16 protein-coding genes are annotated in these 13,849 nt (G+C 65.5%); 11 read left to right on the plus strand and 5 right to left on the minus strand.

Annotated elements, in window-relative coordinates; genetic code table 11:
• Together VKP01_RS15635 and VKP01_RS15640 are read left to right on the plus strand one after the other, a co-directional pair.
• The coding region (locus VKP01_RS15635) for a M20/M25/M40 family metallo-hydrolase (protein WP_324413921.1) at positions 1 to 331 on the plus strand (331 nt) is incomplete at its 5' end.
• An 84-nt stretch (positions 332 to 415) separates the two neighbouring features.
• On the plus strand, positions 416 to 1,042 hold the full coding sequence (locus tag VKP01_RS15640; protein ID WP_324413923.1) for a PilZ domain-containing protein: 627 nt from the start codon (positions 416 to 418) through the stop codon (positions 1,040 to 1,042).
• Positions 1,043 to 1,067: 25 nt separating this feature from the next.
• On the opposite strand, the gene kynU is transcribed toward VKP01_RS15640, so the two are convergent.
• The 3 genes from kynU to VKP01_RS15655 all read right to left on the minus strand — a co-directional run bounded on the left by kynU (position 1,068) and on the right by VKP01_RS15655 (position 5,229).
• Positions 1,068 to 2,324, minus strand: coding sequence for a kynureninase (gene kynU, locus VKP01_RS15645; protein WP_324413925.1), 1,257 nt, complete (start codon positions 2,322 to 2,324; stop codon positions 1,068 to 1,070).
• A gap of 113 nt (positions 2,325 to 2,437) precedes the next feature.
• The gene (locus VKP01_RS15650; protein ID WP_324413927.1) at positions 2,438 to 4,228 is read right to left on the minus strand and encodes a hypothetical protein; all 1,791 of its coding nucleotides are present in this window, start codon (positions 4,226 to 4,228) and stop codon (positions 2,438 to 2,440) included.
• A 116-nt stretch (positions 4,229 to 4,344) separates the two neighbouring features.
• On the minus strand, positions 4,345 to 5,229 hold the full coding sequence (locus tag VKP01_RS15655; RefSeq protein ID WP_324413929.1) for an ATP-binding protein: 885 nt from the start codon (positions 5,227 to 5,229) through the stop codon (positions 4,345 to 4,347).
• Positions 5,230 to 5,435: 206 nt separating this feature from the next.
• On the opposite strand from VKP01_RS15655, the gene yajC reads away from it, so the two are divergent.
• The 8 genes from yajC (at position 5,436) to cysK (ending at position 12,125) form a co-directional block, all read left to right on the plus strand.
• Positions 5,436 to 5,774 (plus strand): preprotein translocase subunit YajC, encoded by a 339-nt coding sequence (yajC, locus tag VKP01_RS15660; protein ID WP_074444497.1) that lies wholly within the window; start codon positions 5,436 to 5,438, stop codon positions 5,772 to 5,774.
• Between the two features lie 102 nt (positions 5,775 to 5,876).
• Positions 5,877 to 7,487, plus strand: a complete 1,611-nt coding sequence (secD, locus tag VKP01_RS15665) for a protein translocase subunit SecD (protein WP_324413931.1) — start codon at positions 5,877 to 5,879, stop codon at positions 7,485 to 7,487.
• 12 nt (positions 7,488 to 7,499) lie between these two features.
• Entirely contained in the window at positions 7,500 to 8,450 is a 951-nt protein-coding gene (gene secF / locus VKP01_RS15670) for a protein translocase subunit SecF (protein WP_324413933.1), read from the plus strand.
• A 4-nt stretch (positions 8,451 to 8,454) separates the two neighbouring features.
• Positions 8,455 to 8,838: an Mth938-like domain-containing protein gene (locus VKP01_RS15675; protein ID WP_324413935.1), complete on the plus strand. Its 384-nt coding sequence runs from the start codon at positions 8,455 to 8,457 to the stop codon at positions 8,836 to 8,838.
• A gap of 69 nt (positions 8,839 to 8,907) precedes the next feature.
• Positions 8,908 to 10,182 (plus strand): bifunctional phosphopantothenoylcysteine decarboxylase/phosphopantothenate--cysteine ligase CoaBC, encoded by a 1,275-nt coding sequence (gene coaBC / locus VKP01_RS15680; RefSeq protein WP_324413937.1) that lies wholly within the window; start codon positions 8,908 to 8,910, stop codon positions 10,180 to 10,182.
• Entirely contained in the window at positions 10,179 to 10,631 is a 453-nt protein-coding gene (gene dut, locus VKP01_RS15685) for a dUTP diphosphatase (protein WP_324413939.1), read from the plus strand. Before coaBC ends, dut begins: the two co-directional genes overlap by 4 nt.
• A 43-nt stretch (positions 10,632 to 10,674) precedes the next feature.
• Complete coding sequence (locus VKP01_RS15690; RefSeq protein WP_074444503.1) at positions 10,675 to 11,127, plus strand: RrF2 family transcriptional regulator; 453 nt, start codon at positions 10,675 to 10,677, stop codon at positions 11,125 to 11,127.
• 29 nt (positions 11,128 to 11,156) lie between these two features.
• The gene (gene cysK / locus VKP01_RS15695; RefSeq protein WP_324413942.1) at positions 11,157 to 12,125 is read left to right on the plus strand and encodes a cysteine synthase A; all 969 of its coding nucleotides are present in this window, start codon (positions 11,157 to 11,159) and stop codon (positions 12,123 to 12,125) included.
• Positions 12,126 to 12,145: 20 nt separating this feature from the next.
• On the opposite strand, the gene VKP01_RS15700 is transcribed toward cysK, so the two are convergent.
• Both VKP01_RS15700 and VKP01_RS15705 read right to left on the minus strand, forming a co-directional pair.
• Entirely contained in the window at positions 12,146 to 12,601 is a 456-nt protein-coding gene (locus tag VKP01_RS15700) for a hypothetical protein (protein WP_324413944.1), read from the minus strand.
• Positions 12,561 to 12,899 (minus strand): hypothetical protein, encoded by a 339-nt coding sequence (locus VKP01_RS15705; RefSeq protein ID WP_324413946.1) that lies wholly within the window; start codon positions 12,897 to 12,899, stop codon positions 12,561 to 12,563. Before VKP01_RS15705 ends, VKP01_RS15700 begins: the two co-directional genes overlap by 41 nt.
• Before the next feature lie 224 nt (positions 12,900 to 13,123).
• On the opposite strand from VKP01_RS15705, the gene mutY reads away from it, so the two are divergent.
• The coding region (gene mutY / locus VKP01_RS15710) for an A/G-specific adenine glycosylase (RefSeq protein WP_324413948.1) at positions 13,124 to 13,849 on the plus strand (726 nt) is incomplete at its 3' end.

The following is a 13,849-nucleotide window of genomic DNA, read 5'->3' on the forward strand; positions in this document are numbered from 1 at the left end:
TCGTGGCCTCGACTTCGCGCAGGCGCCCTTCATGCGCGCGCCCGCCACGCCGATGGCACTGCCGTTGCAGCAGGCGCTGGCCGATGCAGCGCGCGCCGTGACCGGGCAAGCGCCGATGATCGCCTCGGGCGCCGGACATGATGCGGTGGCCATGGCGCAACTCTGCCCCGTCGGGATGCTTTTCGTGCGCTGCGCCGCCGGGATCAGCCACAATCCGGCGGAATCGGTCACGCCGGAGGATGCCGGCATCGCCGTCGCGGTGCTTGTTGCGGCGATCGAGGCAAGCGCATCCGGCCACGGCAATCAGATCACTGAACCTCCCGCTGCGTAAGGTTCGGACAAGTCGGCAAGGCAACACTGACGGCAGGTCCGGCGCTGTCCGGACAAGCCGAATCCGCCGCCCGAAAGACCGATCATGCCGCAGGAATACCGCCCCTACTGGATCGACAAGCGCGCCGAGCCACGCCTGCATCTGCATCTCGCCGGGATGATCAGTTTTCCTGATGGCAGGGATCTCGCCCTGCACAGCCGTGACGTGTCGCGGTCCGGCATGGCCGTGGTCGCACCGGCGCGTCCGGCGCCGGGATTGCGGGTAAACGGGATATTCGAGGAAATCGGCATCATTGCGGGGCGTGTCGCACGCTGGACGCCAGACGGTTTCGCCATCCGCTTCACGCATGACGCCGCACATCAGGCCGGGCTCTGCGCGCGTCTCGATACGATCGAGGCCGCCGGCGGACGCCGTCCGCTGGGTGTCGGCGGCTTCTTCAACACGCAGATCCCGCACCAGCGCGCCGGTCGGCACAGCCCTCCCGACCTGCATCTGATGATCACGCTTCCCGACGGCCGCATCGTTGCCGAACGTCTGCGCGACATCTCACGCAGCGGCGCGAGCGTGATCTCGCGCGAGCGCCCGGAGATCGGCGCGGGCATACGCATCCGCGATCGCGATGCGATCGTTGTGCGCCACACCCGCGAGGGTTTCGCCGTGCGCTTCGAGGTTGGCGATGCGGAAAACGGCGTGCGCGGATGCGCTCCCTGAACCGCCGCCGAGCGATGATGCCGCGTCAGGTCACCCGCGCCCGGGTCTGGAATTCGGGGCGCTCATGGGCGCGCGTCTCCAGCACCTCGCGCAGGGTCTCCGCCGCGTCGAAGACGTCGACGAAACGGGTATAGAGCGGCGTGAAGCCGAAGCGCAGAATGTCGGGGGCGCGGAAATCGCCGATCACGCCGCGCGCGATCAGCGCCTGCATCACTGCGTAGCCCTTTGGATGGCGGAAACTCACCTGGCTGCCGCGCCTTGCAGGATCGCGCGGGGTGATCAGTTCCAGCCCCATATCGGGACACGCGGCCTCGACCGTGGCGATGAAGGCATCGGTGAGGGCGAGTGATTTCGCCCGCACGGCGTCGAGATTGACATCCTCCCAGAGTTCGAGCGCAGCATCGAGCGCGGCCATGGCGAGAACCGGCGGCGTGCCGCACAGATAGCGCGCGGCACCGGGGGCGGGGCGGTATTGCGGCTCGAAAGCAAAGGGCGATTCATGGCCGAACCAGCCCGCGAGTGGCTGCACGAAGGCATCCGCATGGCGCTCGGCAACGTGGAAGAAGGCCGGCGCGCCGGGGCCGCCATTGAGATACTTGTAGCCGCAGCCCACAGCGAAATCGGCATCCGCCCCGGCGAGATCCAGCGGCACGGCCCCGGCGCTGTGGGCAAGATCCCACAGCGTGAGGGCGCCGGCCTGGTGAGCGTGGCGGGTGAGCGCAGTCATGTCGTGCATGGCGCCGCTGCGATAATCGACATGGGTGAGCATCAACAATGCGGTGTCGTCGCCGAGCGCGGCGGGAATCGCGTCGACATCGTCCACCAGCACGAGCCGGTGCCCCCGGTCGAGCTGCGCGATCAGCCCCTGCGCCATGTAGAGATCGGTCGGAAAATTGCCGCGTTCCGAGACGATGACCCGCCGCTCGGGCCGCAGGGCGAGGGCGGCGGAGAGCAGTTTGAACAGATTGACCGAGGTGGAATCGGCGGCGAAGACCGTCTGCGCCGGGGCGCCGACCAGCCGTGCGATGCGCGCCCCGGCCCGCTCGGGCAGATCGATCCAGCCGGCATCGTTCCAGCTGCGGATCAGCCCCCGGCCCCATTCCTCGTCGATTGTCCGGGTCATGCGCGCACGCACGGCATGTGGCAGCGGGCCGAGCGAATTGCCGTCGAGATAGGTGACGCCGTCGGGCAGGGCGAAATGCGCGCGCATTGGCGCGAGGCAATCCTGCCCGTCGCGTGCCTGCGCCTGACCCCGGCTCCCGAGCCGATGCTGCGTCATCATGAGTCCGCTCCGTCGTGGTCGCCGCGAAAAAACGGCCCGCATGGGTGATGCGGGCCGGGAAAGTGACGTAGCGGAATACGGCCATCCGGTCGAGCCCGGATGGCCGGTTTCACTCAACGTGCCTGGGCGTCGATCTCGATCCGCTCCATCAGCGCGGCGGGGGTGCTCATGGTCCCGAGTTCCATGACCGGAATGCCCGCCGGATCGATCGATTCGACGGCGATTTCGAGCTCACCCGGATTTTCCAGGAAACGCCCGACGGCTTCCGCGAGGCTCTGCGCCTGCGGCCCGCCGCCAAGGATTGCCGGCAGCATCATCTGCGACATCATTCCCATCTGCTGGCGTGCCTCATCGGGGCTCACGCCCATCTCTGCGGCCTGCAGGGTGAGCAGGATTTCGGCGATGCCACGATCCTCCACCATCAGATGCAGATTCTTCACCGAGGCGCCCATCAACGCCATCAGCCGGGTGGCCTCGTCGCCGGTGAAAGCCTGCGGCCCGACACCGCCGATAACGCCGCGCAGGGAGGCCGCACCGATATCTTCACCACTGAAGGAGAGATCGCTGAGCACGATTTCCTGCCCCGCCTCGTTCCAGCGCGCGGCGAAACCGGCGGAAAGGTCGAGCCGCTCATAGCCGAAGGCGCGCACCGTCTCGACGAATTCCTCTCCGGTTCCTTCCGGCAGGTCGAAGACCAGGTTGTCGATGGCGATACGCAGATTGGTGGGCACGCCCTGATAAGGCGTGTCCGCCGTGACGCTCAGGCGGCCGATCGCCCCATCCATCGCAGGAGCGTCGGGTTGCGGCGGGATCGAGGCCGTGAGCTCCTCGAGCGTCACCGTACCGATCACCGGCATCATGCGCTGAATTTCGTCCGGGGAGAGATCGGCATCAGGGTCTTCCGCAAGCCGGCGCAAACCCTCCGTCATCGGCGCGAAGGAAAATCCTTCGGAGCCGATCGATGCGATGGTGATCTCCGCGCCTTCTGCCGCGACACGCATGTCTTCCAGGGTGAAGCTGGCGAAACCGCCATCGGGGCTGCCGAGGAATCCGATGCGCGCGATGGACATGTCGACCGGATCCTCGTCACTCTCGTCGATGATACTGATGCCGGTCACGCCCATCTCTTCGAAGCGGAACGAATCCATCAGATCCGCCATGAAGTTTAGCATGCGCGTGGCTTCTTCCGGCGTCGGATCGTCGGTATCCTCCATCGCTGTGATGGCCGCGATGGTCTCGGTGAGCGGCTCCTGCAGCAGACGCATGGCCACGGCACGACCGGAGATCCCGTCGATCGTGAACCGCACATCCTCGCCGTCATGCATCACGAGGTCGCTGATCGAAAACGATTCATAGGCCGTGCGGAACGGGTTGTCCCCGTCGCCTGCAGCTTCGGTGTAGTAGCGCAGGATCGCCGGAAGATCGATCATCCGCGCTTCGACCGCACCGAAGCGACCGCTGACGTTCTGATCCCCGTCTTGGGCGGAAAATTCACCGCCGGCAGCCGTGAAGCCGGCAATGCGGCCCTCGCGCATATCCGCGATGCGGATATCCTCGTAGACGGCCTCCTGGGTGACATCCGCGACATCCTGGCTGAGGGTCATGCGCGGGATCACGACCTCGGTCGCCGAGAGCGTTGACAGCGTCTCGAACAACACGCGCGCATCGTTCTGCGCGAAAGCGGTCTCGATCTCGGACGCCGTAAGACTCGAATCGGTCAGTTCCATGCGCGGGATCGCATAGGTTCCCATCGCCCCGGAATATGCCAGATCCGCCACGACGACGTCGTTCGCGGCAGCGGGGACACTCCATAGCGCCACAGTGCCGAGCAAGCCGAGACCGAATGCGCGTGCGGCCTTTGCCGATCCTACGCGATCATCAGTATATCGAGCCGAAACCGTCATATCTGCCTCCGTTATCCGTTCGCTTTGGTGGCGATCATACAGATCGCTACCGTTAAAAACAGTGGGCGTGACGGGGAAATCCGAACCCTTGGCCTCGGGCGTACGGATCAGCCGCCTCAGCCGCCCCCGTCGATACGCTTGCCGAGGCGTCCAGCGAGGTCCTGGATGAACTGCCAGGCGGTGCGGCCGGAGCGGGCGCCGCGCGTCGTGGCCCATTCGAGGGCTTCGCGGCGCAGGGTGTCCGCGTCGCAGGCGAGGTCCAGATGCGCCGCATAGCCGAAGACCATGTCGAGATATTCGTCCTGCGAGCATTTGTGGAAGCCGAGCCAGAGGCCGAACCGGTCGGAGAGCGAGACCTTCTCCTCCACGGCCTCGCCGGGGTTGATGGCTGTGGCGCGTTCATTGTCGACCATGTCGCGCGGCATCAGATGGCGGCGGTTCGAAGTGGCGTAGAAGAGCACGTTGTCGGGCCGTCCTTCGATGCCGCCTTCGAGGACCGCCTTGAGCGACTTGTAGGAGGTGTCGTCGGAATCGAATGACAGATCGTCGCAGAAGATCACGAAGCGATGCCGGTCCGCGCGCAGGATCGCCATCAGCGCCGGCAGGCTCTCGATATCCTCCCGGTGGATCTCGATCAGCTTGAGCGGCTCCATGCCGATCTCGCGGCTGCAGTTCACCTGGGCATGCACGGCCTTGACCAGTGAGGACTTGCCCATGCCGCGCGCCCCCCACAGGAGCGCGTTGTTGGCGGGAAGCCCCTTGGCGAAGCGCCAGGTATTCTCGTGAAGCTGATCGCGCACCCGGTCGATCCCGCGCAGGAGCGCCATCTCGACGCGATTGACCCGTGGTACCGACGCCAGACGCGGTGGCGCGGCGTGCCAGACGAAGGCATCGGCGCCCTCGGTATCCACCGCAGCAGTCCCGGGCGGAGCGAGGCGCTCCAGGGCATCGGCGATACGTGCGAGCAGCGCGGCGGTCGCATCGGAATCGGATCGGAACATGACGGGCCTTCGCGGAATCGGATCGTTGCAAACGGGCGACGAGACCTCCATATCGCGAAGGCAGGGCGCGGTCTATCAGGCAACACGCCGATCACGGTTTGCTTTCGGCGCCTGCATCGCTATAAGTTGCGCCGCTTTGGAACGAAACGGCGGAGGCACGGCCCGCAGGGTCGCCGCATCCGGCGCACAGGCATCAGGAGTCACCAGTGATCATCACGCCCGCTTATGCACAGGCCGCCGGGGGCGGCGGCGCAGACATCTTTCTGCAGCTTCTGCCGTTCATCCTCATTTTCGTCATCATGTGGTTCCTCATCATCCGCCCGCAGCAGAAGCGGGTGAAGGCGCATCAGGAGCTCGTGAAGAACCTGCGGCGCGGTGATACGGTCATCACCAATGGCGGCATTACCGGCAAGATCTCGAAAGTCGTCGACGACAACGAGATCGAGGTCGAGATCGCGGAAGGCGTGCGGGTGCGCGTGATTCGCGGCATGGTCGCCGATGTGCGCGCCAAGGGCGAGCCGGCGAAGGACGCAGCGAAGAGCTGAGGCCGGATCGCCGGCATCTCCTTCGCCACAAGGGCGCGGCGCGTCTTCGGGAAGCCGCCGCGTTGTCGACACCGACATTCGATTCCCGGGAGTCGCACGAGCATGTTGCGCATCTCTGCCACCAAGACTGTCGCCATCCTGCTGGCGCTGTTCTTCGGCATGTATCTCGCCGTTCCCAACCTGCTTTCGAGCGAACAGCGCGAGGCCGTGAGCCAGGCGGCGCCCGGATGGATCCCGGGATTCCTCGTCCCGGATCAGGCCGTGGTGCTGGGGCTTGATCTGCAGGGCGGCTCACATGTGCTGCTGCAGGTGGATACCGCCGAACTCGTGCGCAATGAAGCGACGCAGATCCGCGACCAGGTGCGCAATCTCCTGCGTGAGACCCGCACCCCGCTCGAGGGCGGTATCCGGATCAGCAACCGCACGGTGGAGCTGCGGATACCCGACGAGGCTGCCCGTGAACGGATGCTGCCGCGTCTGCGCGACCTCTCCGAACCGCTTGCCGATGCGGCCTTCGGACAGCCCGGGTCCTCGACGCTGACCATCGAGGAACAGGATGACGGACTGATTCGCCTCACCCTGACCGAAGCGGCCCTGGCCGAGCGGATCAACCGCGCTCTCGCCCAATCGATCGAGGTGCTGCGCCGGCGCATCGACGCGCTCGGCACCACCGAGCCCAACATCCAGCGCCAGGGCGCCGACCGGATCCTCGTGCAGGTGCCGGGCCTGCAGGATCCCGAGCGGCTCAAGGCGCTGCTGGGCGAAACCGCCCAGCTGGAATTCCGCTTCCTCGCCAATCCCGGCGATACCGACACGGTACGAATGCCGTTGAGAGAGGCCGGCGACGAGCCTGTCGATGTCGAACGCAGGGTCATCGTCGGTGGCGAGGATCTGATTGATGCCCAGCCCTCCTTCGACCAGCAGTCCAACCAGCCGATCGTCACCTTCCGCTTCAACGTCTCGGGTGCCCAGCGCTTCGGCGAGGCGACGACGCGCAATGTGGGGCGCCAGCTTGCCATCGTCCTCGACGAGGCCGTGATCTCGGCACCGCGCGTGCAGTCGCCGATCACCGGCGGATCCGGTCAGATCTCCGGCGATTTCACGGTTCAGGAGGTCAATGACCTTGCGGTGTTGCTGCGTTCGGGCGCGCTGCCGGCGACGCTGACCATCGTGGAAGAGCGCACGGTCGGCCCCGGTCTCGGGGCGGATTCGATCTATGCCGGCACCATGGCCGCGATCGTCGGCGCGGTACTCGTCGTCGTCTTCATGATTGCGGCCTACGGTTTCTTCGGCGTTATGGCCACGGTGGCGCTCGCGGTGAACATGACCATGCTGTTCGGCCTGCTCTCGGCGCTCGGTGCGACGCTGACCCTGCCCGGCATCGCCGGTATCGTGCTCACGCTGGGCATGGCTGTGGATTCGAACGTGCTGATCTACGAGCGCGTTCGCGAGGAGGAGCGCATCGGACGATCTGCCGTCCAGGCGCTTGATACGGGCTTCTCCCGGGCGCTGGGCACCATCCTCGATGCCAATATCACGACACTGATCGCCGCCGGAATTCTGTTCTTCCTCGGCACCGGCCCGGTTCGCGGCTTCGCCGTGACCCTGTCTCTGGGCATCGTCACCACCGTTTTCACCGCCTTCACGCTCACGCGCTTGATGATTGCGACCTGGTTCAGGGTCATGCGTCCCAAGCAGCTGGCGATGAATTGAGGAGCGCCGATCATGTGGCTCGTCCGCCTCGTCCCCGTCGAGACCCGTTACCGTTTCATGTGGTACCGGCGCTGGACTTTTCCGCTCTCGGCGCTGCTCTCGGTGCTCGCGGTCGCGGCATTCCTGCATTTCGGCATGAATACCGGCATCGATTTCCGTGGCGGTACGGTGATGGAAATGCAGGCCCGCGAGGGCAATGCCGATATCGCGCAGATCCGTGTCGATGCGAATCAGCTGGGCTTCGGCAATGTCGAGGTGCAGGAATTCGGCACCCCGCGTGACGTCGCCCTGCGCGTGCAATTGCAGGAGGGCGGCGAGGAGGTGCAGCAGGAGGTGGTGTCCACCCTGCGATCGATGTTCGAGACCGATTACGATATCCGGCGTGTCGAGGTGGTGGGCCCACGCGTCTCGGCGGAGCTGGTGCAATCAGGCACGCTCGGCGTGGTGATGGCGATCTTCGGCGTGCTGGTCTATCTCTGGTTCCGGTTCGAATGGCATTTCGCCATCGGCGCGGTGATCGCGACCCTGCACGATCTGGTCTTGGCGATCGGCTTCTTCGCGATCACGCAGATCGAGTTCAACATGACCTCGATCGCCGCCCTGCTGACCATCCTGGGTTATTCGCTCAACGACACCGTGGTCGTCTATGACCGCATCCGCGAGACCATGCGCAAATACAAGAAGGTCTCCGTCTACGAAGTGCTGGATATCGCGGTGAATGCCACCCTGTCGCGCACCATCCTGACGAGCCTGACGACCTTCCTCGCGCTGATGGCGCTGGCCGTTCTCGGCGGCGAGATCATCAAGGGCTTCGCCTATGCGATGATCTTCGGTCTGGTGATCGGCACCTATTCCTCGATCTTCGTCGCCGCGCCGATCCTGATCTATCTCGGCGTGCGCGCTTCGAGCGGGGTCGGATCGGCAGCGCGAAGCGAGCCCGATGCTGCGCAGCCGGCGGAGTGAGGTGATGGCGGGGCCGCTCTATGACGGCTTCGTGCCCGGGCGCCATCCGATCGACGCCTATGGCAATGGCGGCTTTCGCTTTGCCGAGATGTCGCACAAGGGCTCCATTCTGGCGCTGCCGTCGGGCATCTCGAAATGGGATGTCGCGGGTGCATCCGCTCTCGACGAGGAGGCCTTCAGGCCGGTCCTCGCCGAGGCGGAGGATATCGAGATCCTGCTGATCGGCACCGGGCGCAACATCGTGCCCCTGCCCGAGCCGCTGCTTTGGCGCCTGCGCGATCCCGGCATGCGCCTCGACGTGATGCAGACGGGGGCTGCCGCGCGCACCTTCAACATCCTGCTGGCCGAGAACCGGCGCGTCGCAGCGGCGCTGATCGCCGTGGCGTGACGATTTTCGTGGCGGTGCAGCGTCGTGTTATGAGAAGGTTCGGGTAGGTTGGAGCCGAGAGATCGAGCAATGACGGGCGAATTGCAGGGCAGGCGGGTCCTATTGATCATCGGTGGCGGGATCGCGGCATACAAATCCCTCGATCTGATCCGGCGCCTGCGCGATGCGGGTTCGCAGGTGCGCTGCGTGATGACCGCGGGCGCCCAGGAATTCGTCACGCCGCTCGCCGCTGCGGCTCTTTCCGGCGAGAAGACCTATACGGATCTGTTCGACCGCGCCGATGAAGCGGCGATCGGCCATATCCGCCTCGCGCGCGACGCCGATTGTGTGGTGGTGGCACCGGCCACGGCCAATCTGATGGCCCGCATGGCGCAGGGCCATGCCGATGACCTCGCCACAACGGTGCTGCTCGCCACGCGCCTGCCCGTCCTGATCGCCCCGGCCATGAACCCGGCCATGTGGTCGCATCCCGCCACACAGCGCAATCTCGCTACTCTTACGGGTGACGGCGTGCGTACCGTTGGCCCCGGTTCCGGGCCGATGGCCGAGCCGGAAACCGGGGCCGGGCGCATGGCGGAGCCGATGGCGATCGTGGCGGCGACACAGGCACTGTTCGATGTGGTGGAGGCGCCGCGCGAGGGCGCGCTCGCCGGTCGCCACGTGCTTGTCACCTCCGGGCCGACGCACGAGCCGATCGATCCGGTGCGCTATATCGCCAACCGCTCCTCCGGGCGTCAGGGTCACGCCATCGCGGCGGCGGCGGCGCGCGCCGGGGCGCGGGTGACGCTGGTTTCCGGCCCGGTTGGGATCCCCGCCCCGCCGGATGTCGATCTGGTTCCGGTGGAAACCGCGCGGCAGATGCAGGCGGCGGTCGAGGCCGCGCTGCCCGCCGATATCGCAATCTTCGCCGCCGCCGTGGCCGATTGGCGCACCGATCGTGATGCTGCACGCAAGATCAAGAAGGATGGTGTCGGGCCACCGACGCTCGCGCTGGTGGAAAATCCCGACATCCTCGCCATGGTCGCGGCGATGCGCGCGGGTCGCCCGGGGCTGGTCGTTGGTTTCGCAGCCGAAACGCATGACGTGATCGCGCTCGCGCGGGCAAAGCGCGCCCGCAAGGGCTGCGATCTGATCGTCGCCAACGACGTCTCTGCCGGTAGCGGTGTCGCGGGCGGTGTGATGGGTGGCGCGCGCAATGCGGTGCATCTGATCGATGCCGGTGACGCGGTGACCTCGTGGCCTGAAATGGACAAGGACATGGTAGCGGAAAGGCTGATCGCGGAATGTGTCACGCGGCTTGATGCTGCAGGCGAATTCAGCCTCAATGCGGGGTCGCCGGCATGAGCATCCGGCTTCTCGTCGAGGCATTGCCCCATGCCGAGGGGCTGCCACTGCCCGCCTACGAGACGGCGGGCGCCGCCGGATTCGACCTGCGCGCCGCGATTGCCGAAAATTCCCCGATAAAAATGGAAAAATCCGAAAGAACCCTTGTGCCCACGGGATTGAAGTTGCAAATACCGGAGGGTTACGAAGCCCAGGTGAGGCCGCGTTCGGGGCTCGCGCTACGGCACGGTGTCACTGTTCTCAACACACCCGGAACGATCGATTGCGATTACCGGGGGGAAATCGGCGTGGTTCTGATCAATCACGGAGATGCCCCCTTCTTGGTCACGCGGGGCATGCGCATCGCGCAGATGGTGCTCGCACCGGTGCGGCAGGCGCAGCTTTGCGTGGTTTCGGAGATTGACTCGACGACGCGCGGGGCAGGGGGCTTCGGGTCAACTGGTTTGTGATACGCGTCGCGCGGGCGCGCCCGTAATGTGAGGTTCGATCGATATGATTCTTCTGTCACGGCGTTCCCTGCTCGCGATCGCGGCGGTGGTGGATGTGGCCCTGCATGCCCGACCGACGCCTGTTGCGGCCAAGCTTCTGGCCCAGCGCCACAATCTCCCCCCTCGTCATCTCGAAACCGTGCTGCAGGCACTGGTGCGGCAAGGCATTCTCAAGGGCGTGCGCGGTCCGCGCGGCGGCTACGAACTCGCCCGCGAGCGCCGCAAGATCACCGCCGGCGACGTGGTGCGCGCGGCGATGACCGCGACCGGCGAGGACGGATTGCCGCCGCTTCCCGAATCCAAACTCGTCGATGACGTGGTCGGCCCTGCGGTGAAGGAGGCGGGTGAGAGCTTCCTCGGCGCGCTCGATGCCTATACGATCGAGGATCTCTGTCAGCAGGCCGAGCAGAAAGCCGTGTTCGGCGGGCCTCCCCCGGCACTCGATTTCGCGATCTGAATCATTCCCCCTGACATTCCGGAGGCGTCATGAGCGACGAGACAAGGTCACACGGTTTCGGCCGGGGCCGTATCTACGATTCGATCACGCAGACGATTGCAGACACGCCATTGGTGCGGCTCGCGCGCATGCCGCAGGCGCATGGGGTTGATGCCGAGCTTCTTCTCAAGCTCGAATTCTTCAATCCGATCGCGAGCGTCAAGGACCGTATCGGCGTCGCCATGATCGATTCCCTTGAGGCGCAGGGGCTGGTGCGCCCCGGCGGGGTGCTGATCGAGCCGACATCGGGCAATACCGGCATCGCGCTCGCCTTCGTGGCGGCGGCGCGCGGCTATCGTCTCATCCTCGTCATGCCCGAGACGATGTCGATGGAACGGCGCAAGATGCTCAGTTTTCTTGGTGCCGAGCTTGAACTCACGCCCGGGCCGCTCGGCATGCGCGGTGCGTTGAACCGTGCCCGGGAATTGTGCGATACCATTCCCGGCGCGGTGATCCCGCAGCAATTCGCCAACCCTGCCAATCCGCAGATCCATCGTGAGACCACGGCGGAGGAAATCTGGGCTGATACCGGTGGCAGGGTCGATATCATTGTCTCGGCGATCGGTACCGGCGGCACGATTACCGGCGTCGCAAGCGTGCTGAAGGCGCGCAATCCCGATCTGCAGGTGATCGCCGTCGAGCCCGAGGATTCGCCGGTGCTCTCGGGCGGCCAGCCCGGCCCGCACAAGATACAGGGGATCGGCGCCGGCTTCGTGCCCGAGATTCTCGACCGCGACGTGATCGACGAGGTGATCACCGTGGGCAACCAGACCGCCTTCGATTTTTCCCGGGCGCTCGCGCGCAATGAAGGCATTCCCGGCGGCATCTCCACCGGCGCCAATCTCGCGGCGGCGCTGGAAGTGGGGGCGCGCCGGGAAAATCGCGGCAAGCGCATTGTCACTTTCGCCTGCTCCTTCGCCGAGCGCTACATTTCGAGCGCCTTGTTCGATGGGCTGTGACGGGGCGTGTTTGGGGTCGATCAGGCCTCGTTGACGAGGCGCCTGATCGTGACCGGCTCCTTTTCGATCATGCGGATCAGGTGCCGGTTGCCGCGGTCTGGGACCTTGCCGATCTCCCAGCCCTGAATGGTCTTCGTTTCGAGATTGTAGGTCCGCGCGAATTCTTCCTGCGACATGCCGAGGCGTGCGCGCAGAGCCTTCAGCCGTGCAGAGAAGTGCGCCTTCAGATCCCGGTCGGCGGCGCTGCGGAAGGTGACGCTGATTCCGGCGGACCGGAGTTCATCGGACAGTGCCATTGCATCTTCCACCTGCGAAAGCGTGATGACCGCAGTACCGTCGCACAAGGCCCGCTCGGTCGCGCGCTTGGCCTTGAGCATCGTGGTGCCGCGCGCGACCATGGCCAGTGTCGCGGCGATCACGTCGGGCGCGGCGTGATCAGGTTTCAGGACGATCTCTTCCCGGGAACCTGAATTCACGCGGGGTATGGCCCGGACGCGCCCCTGTCGTGCGAGACGCTGCGCGAATGACGATTTCGACATAACCCGTATCCTCCGGAATCCTTTTCGCCATCATGCGCTTGCTGCCCCGCGTCAGTACGCCCGCATCCGGCGGCGAGATCGAGATATGCGCACGCTCCACCAAGAGCCCGCCATCCACGTCTTCGACCTCGCCCATGATCATGATCGTCGCGCCCGGAACGGTGATCCTGATGGTCGCAACCTCACGCTCCGACCCGTCATCAAGCAGGACATAATCGATTTGGTCTACCTTCAAATGCATACTCCAACAGCGTATAAATTTAAAGTGAGTGTATATTTCTGTTTTATCGGAAATAGTGTTTCAATTACCCGGCAACCAGAGCGGTTGTGGTTCATCCGCCCCTCCGCCCCTCTGCCCTGTGGCAGGCCGGATCGCGGGCTGGTAAGGATGAACCCTGCGATCCAACCGCGAATCATGATGTGACCCCGACAGCTTCTCCCGATCCCGAGCGCAAAACGATGCAGGCCGCCGATCCGGCGGATCTGCTCGTCTGGTATGACCGCCATCGCCGCAGGCTGCCCTGGCGCGCCATGCCGGGGGAGCGGGCTGATCCCTATCGTGTGTGGCTTTCCGAGATCATGCTGCAACAGACTACGGTGCAGGCGGTCAAACCGTATTTCGAGCGCTTTCTCACCCGGTTTCCGGATGTGGAGAGCCTCGCGAACGCGCCGCAGGATGCGGTGATGCAGGCCTGGGCCGGGCTCGGTTATTATTCGCGGGCGCGCAATCTGCATGCTTGCGCGCAGGTCGTCGCGCGCGATCATGGCGGACGCTTTCCCGCCGACGAGACGTCCTTGCGCGCGCTTCCGGGGATCGGGATCTATACGGCGGCAGCGATCGCGGCCATCGCCTTCGACATTCCCGCCGTGGCCGTCGACGGCAATGTCGAGCGCGTCGTGAGCCGGCTGATCGCGCTGGAGGAGCCGTTGCCGGCGGCGAAGCCGCGTATCCGCGAAGTGACGCAGGCCCTGGTGCCGCAGGCGCGATCCGGTGATTTTGCCCAGGCGATGATGGATCTCGGCGCCACGATCTGCACGCCCAAGCGTCCCGCCTGCGCGCTCTGCCCCTGGATGGCGGCCTGTGTCGCGCGCCGGGAGGGCTTGCAGGAGAGCTTTCCGCGCAAGGCGAAGAAGGCCCCGCGCGAGATCCGCTACGGCGCAGCTTTCGTGGCCGAGCGCGCCGAT

The sequence above is a fragment of the Saliniramus sp. genome (assembly GCF_035311605.1).
Classification (GTDB): Bacteria; Pseudomonadota; Alphaproteobacteria; order Rhizobiales; family Beijerinckiaceae; genus Saliniramus.

Coding starts and splice junctions, on each gene's coding strand:
- cysK (WP_324413942.1), top strand. CDS start 11,157: ATGAGCGACGAGACAAGGTCACACGGTTTCGGCCGGGGCCGTATCTAC.
- kynU (WP_324413925.1), bottom strand. CDS start 2,324: ATGATGACGCAGCATCGGCTCGGGAGCCGGGGTCAGGCGCAGGCACGC.
- VKP01_RS15640 (WP_324413923.1), top strand. CDS start 416: ATGCCGCAGGAATACCGCCCCTACTGGATCGACAAGCGCGCCGAGCCA.
- VKP01_RS15675 (WP_324413935.1), top strand. CDS start 8,455: ATGGCGGGGCCGCTCTATGACGGCTTCGTGCCCGGGCGCCATCCGATC.
- secD (WP_324413931.1), top strand. CDS start 5,877: ATGTTGCGCATCTCTGCCACCAAGACTGTCGCCATCCTGCTGGCGCTG.
- coaBC (WP_324413937.1), top strand. CDS start 8,908: ATGACGGGCGAATTGCAGGGCAGGCGGGTCCTATTGATCATCGGTGGC.
- VKP01_RS15650 (WP_324413927.1), bottom strand. CDS start 4,228: ATGACGGTTTCGGCTCGATATACTGATGATCGCGTAGGATCGGCAAAG.
- VKP01_RS15690 (WP_074444503.1), top strand. CDS start 10,675: ATGATTCTTCTGTCACGGCGTTCCCTGCTCGCGATCGCGGCGGTGGTG.
- VKP01_RS15655 (WP_324413929.1), bottom strand. CDS start 5,229: ATGTTCCGATCCGATTCCGATGCGACCGCCGCGCTGCTCGCACGTATC.
- secF (WP_324413933.1), top strand. CDS start 7,500: ATGTGGCTCGTCCGCCTCGTCCCCGTCGAGACCCGTTACCGTTTCATG.
- dut (WP_324413939.1), top strand. CDS start 10,179: ATGAGCATCCGGCTTCTCGTCGAGGCATTGCCCCATGCCGAGGGGCTG.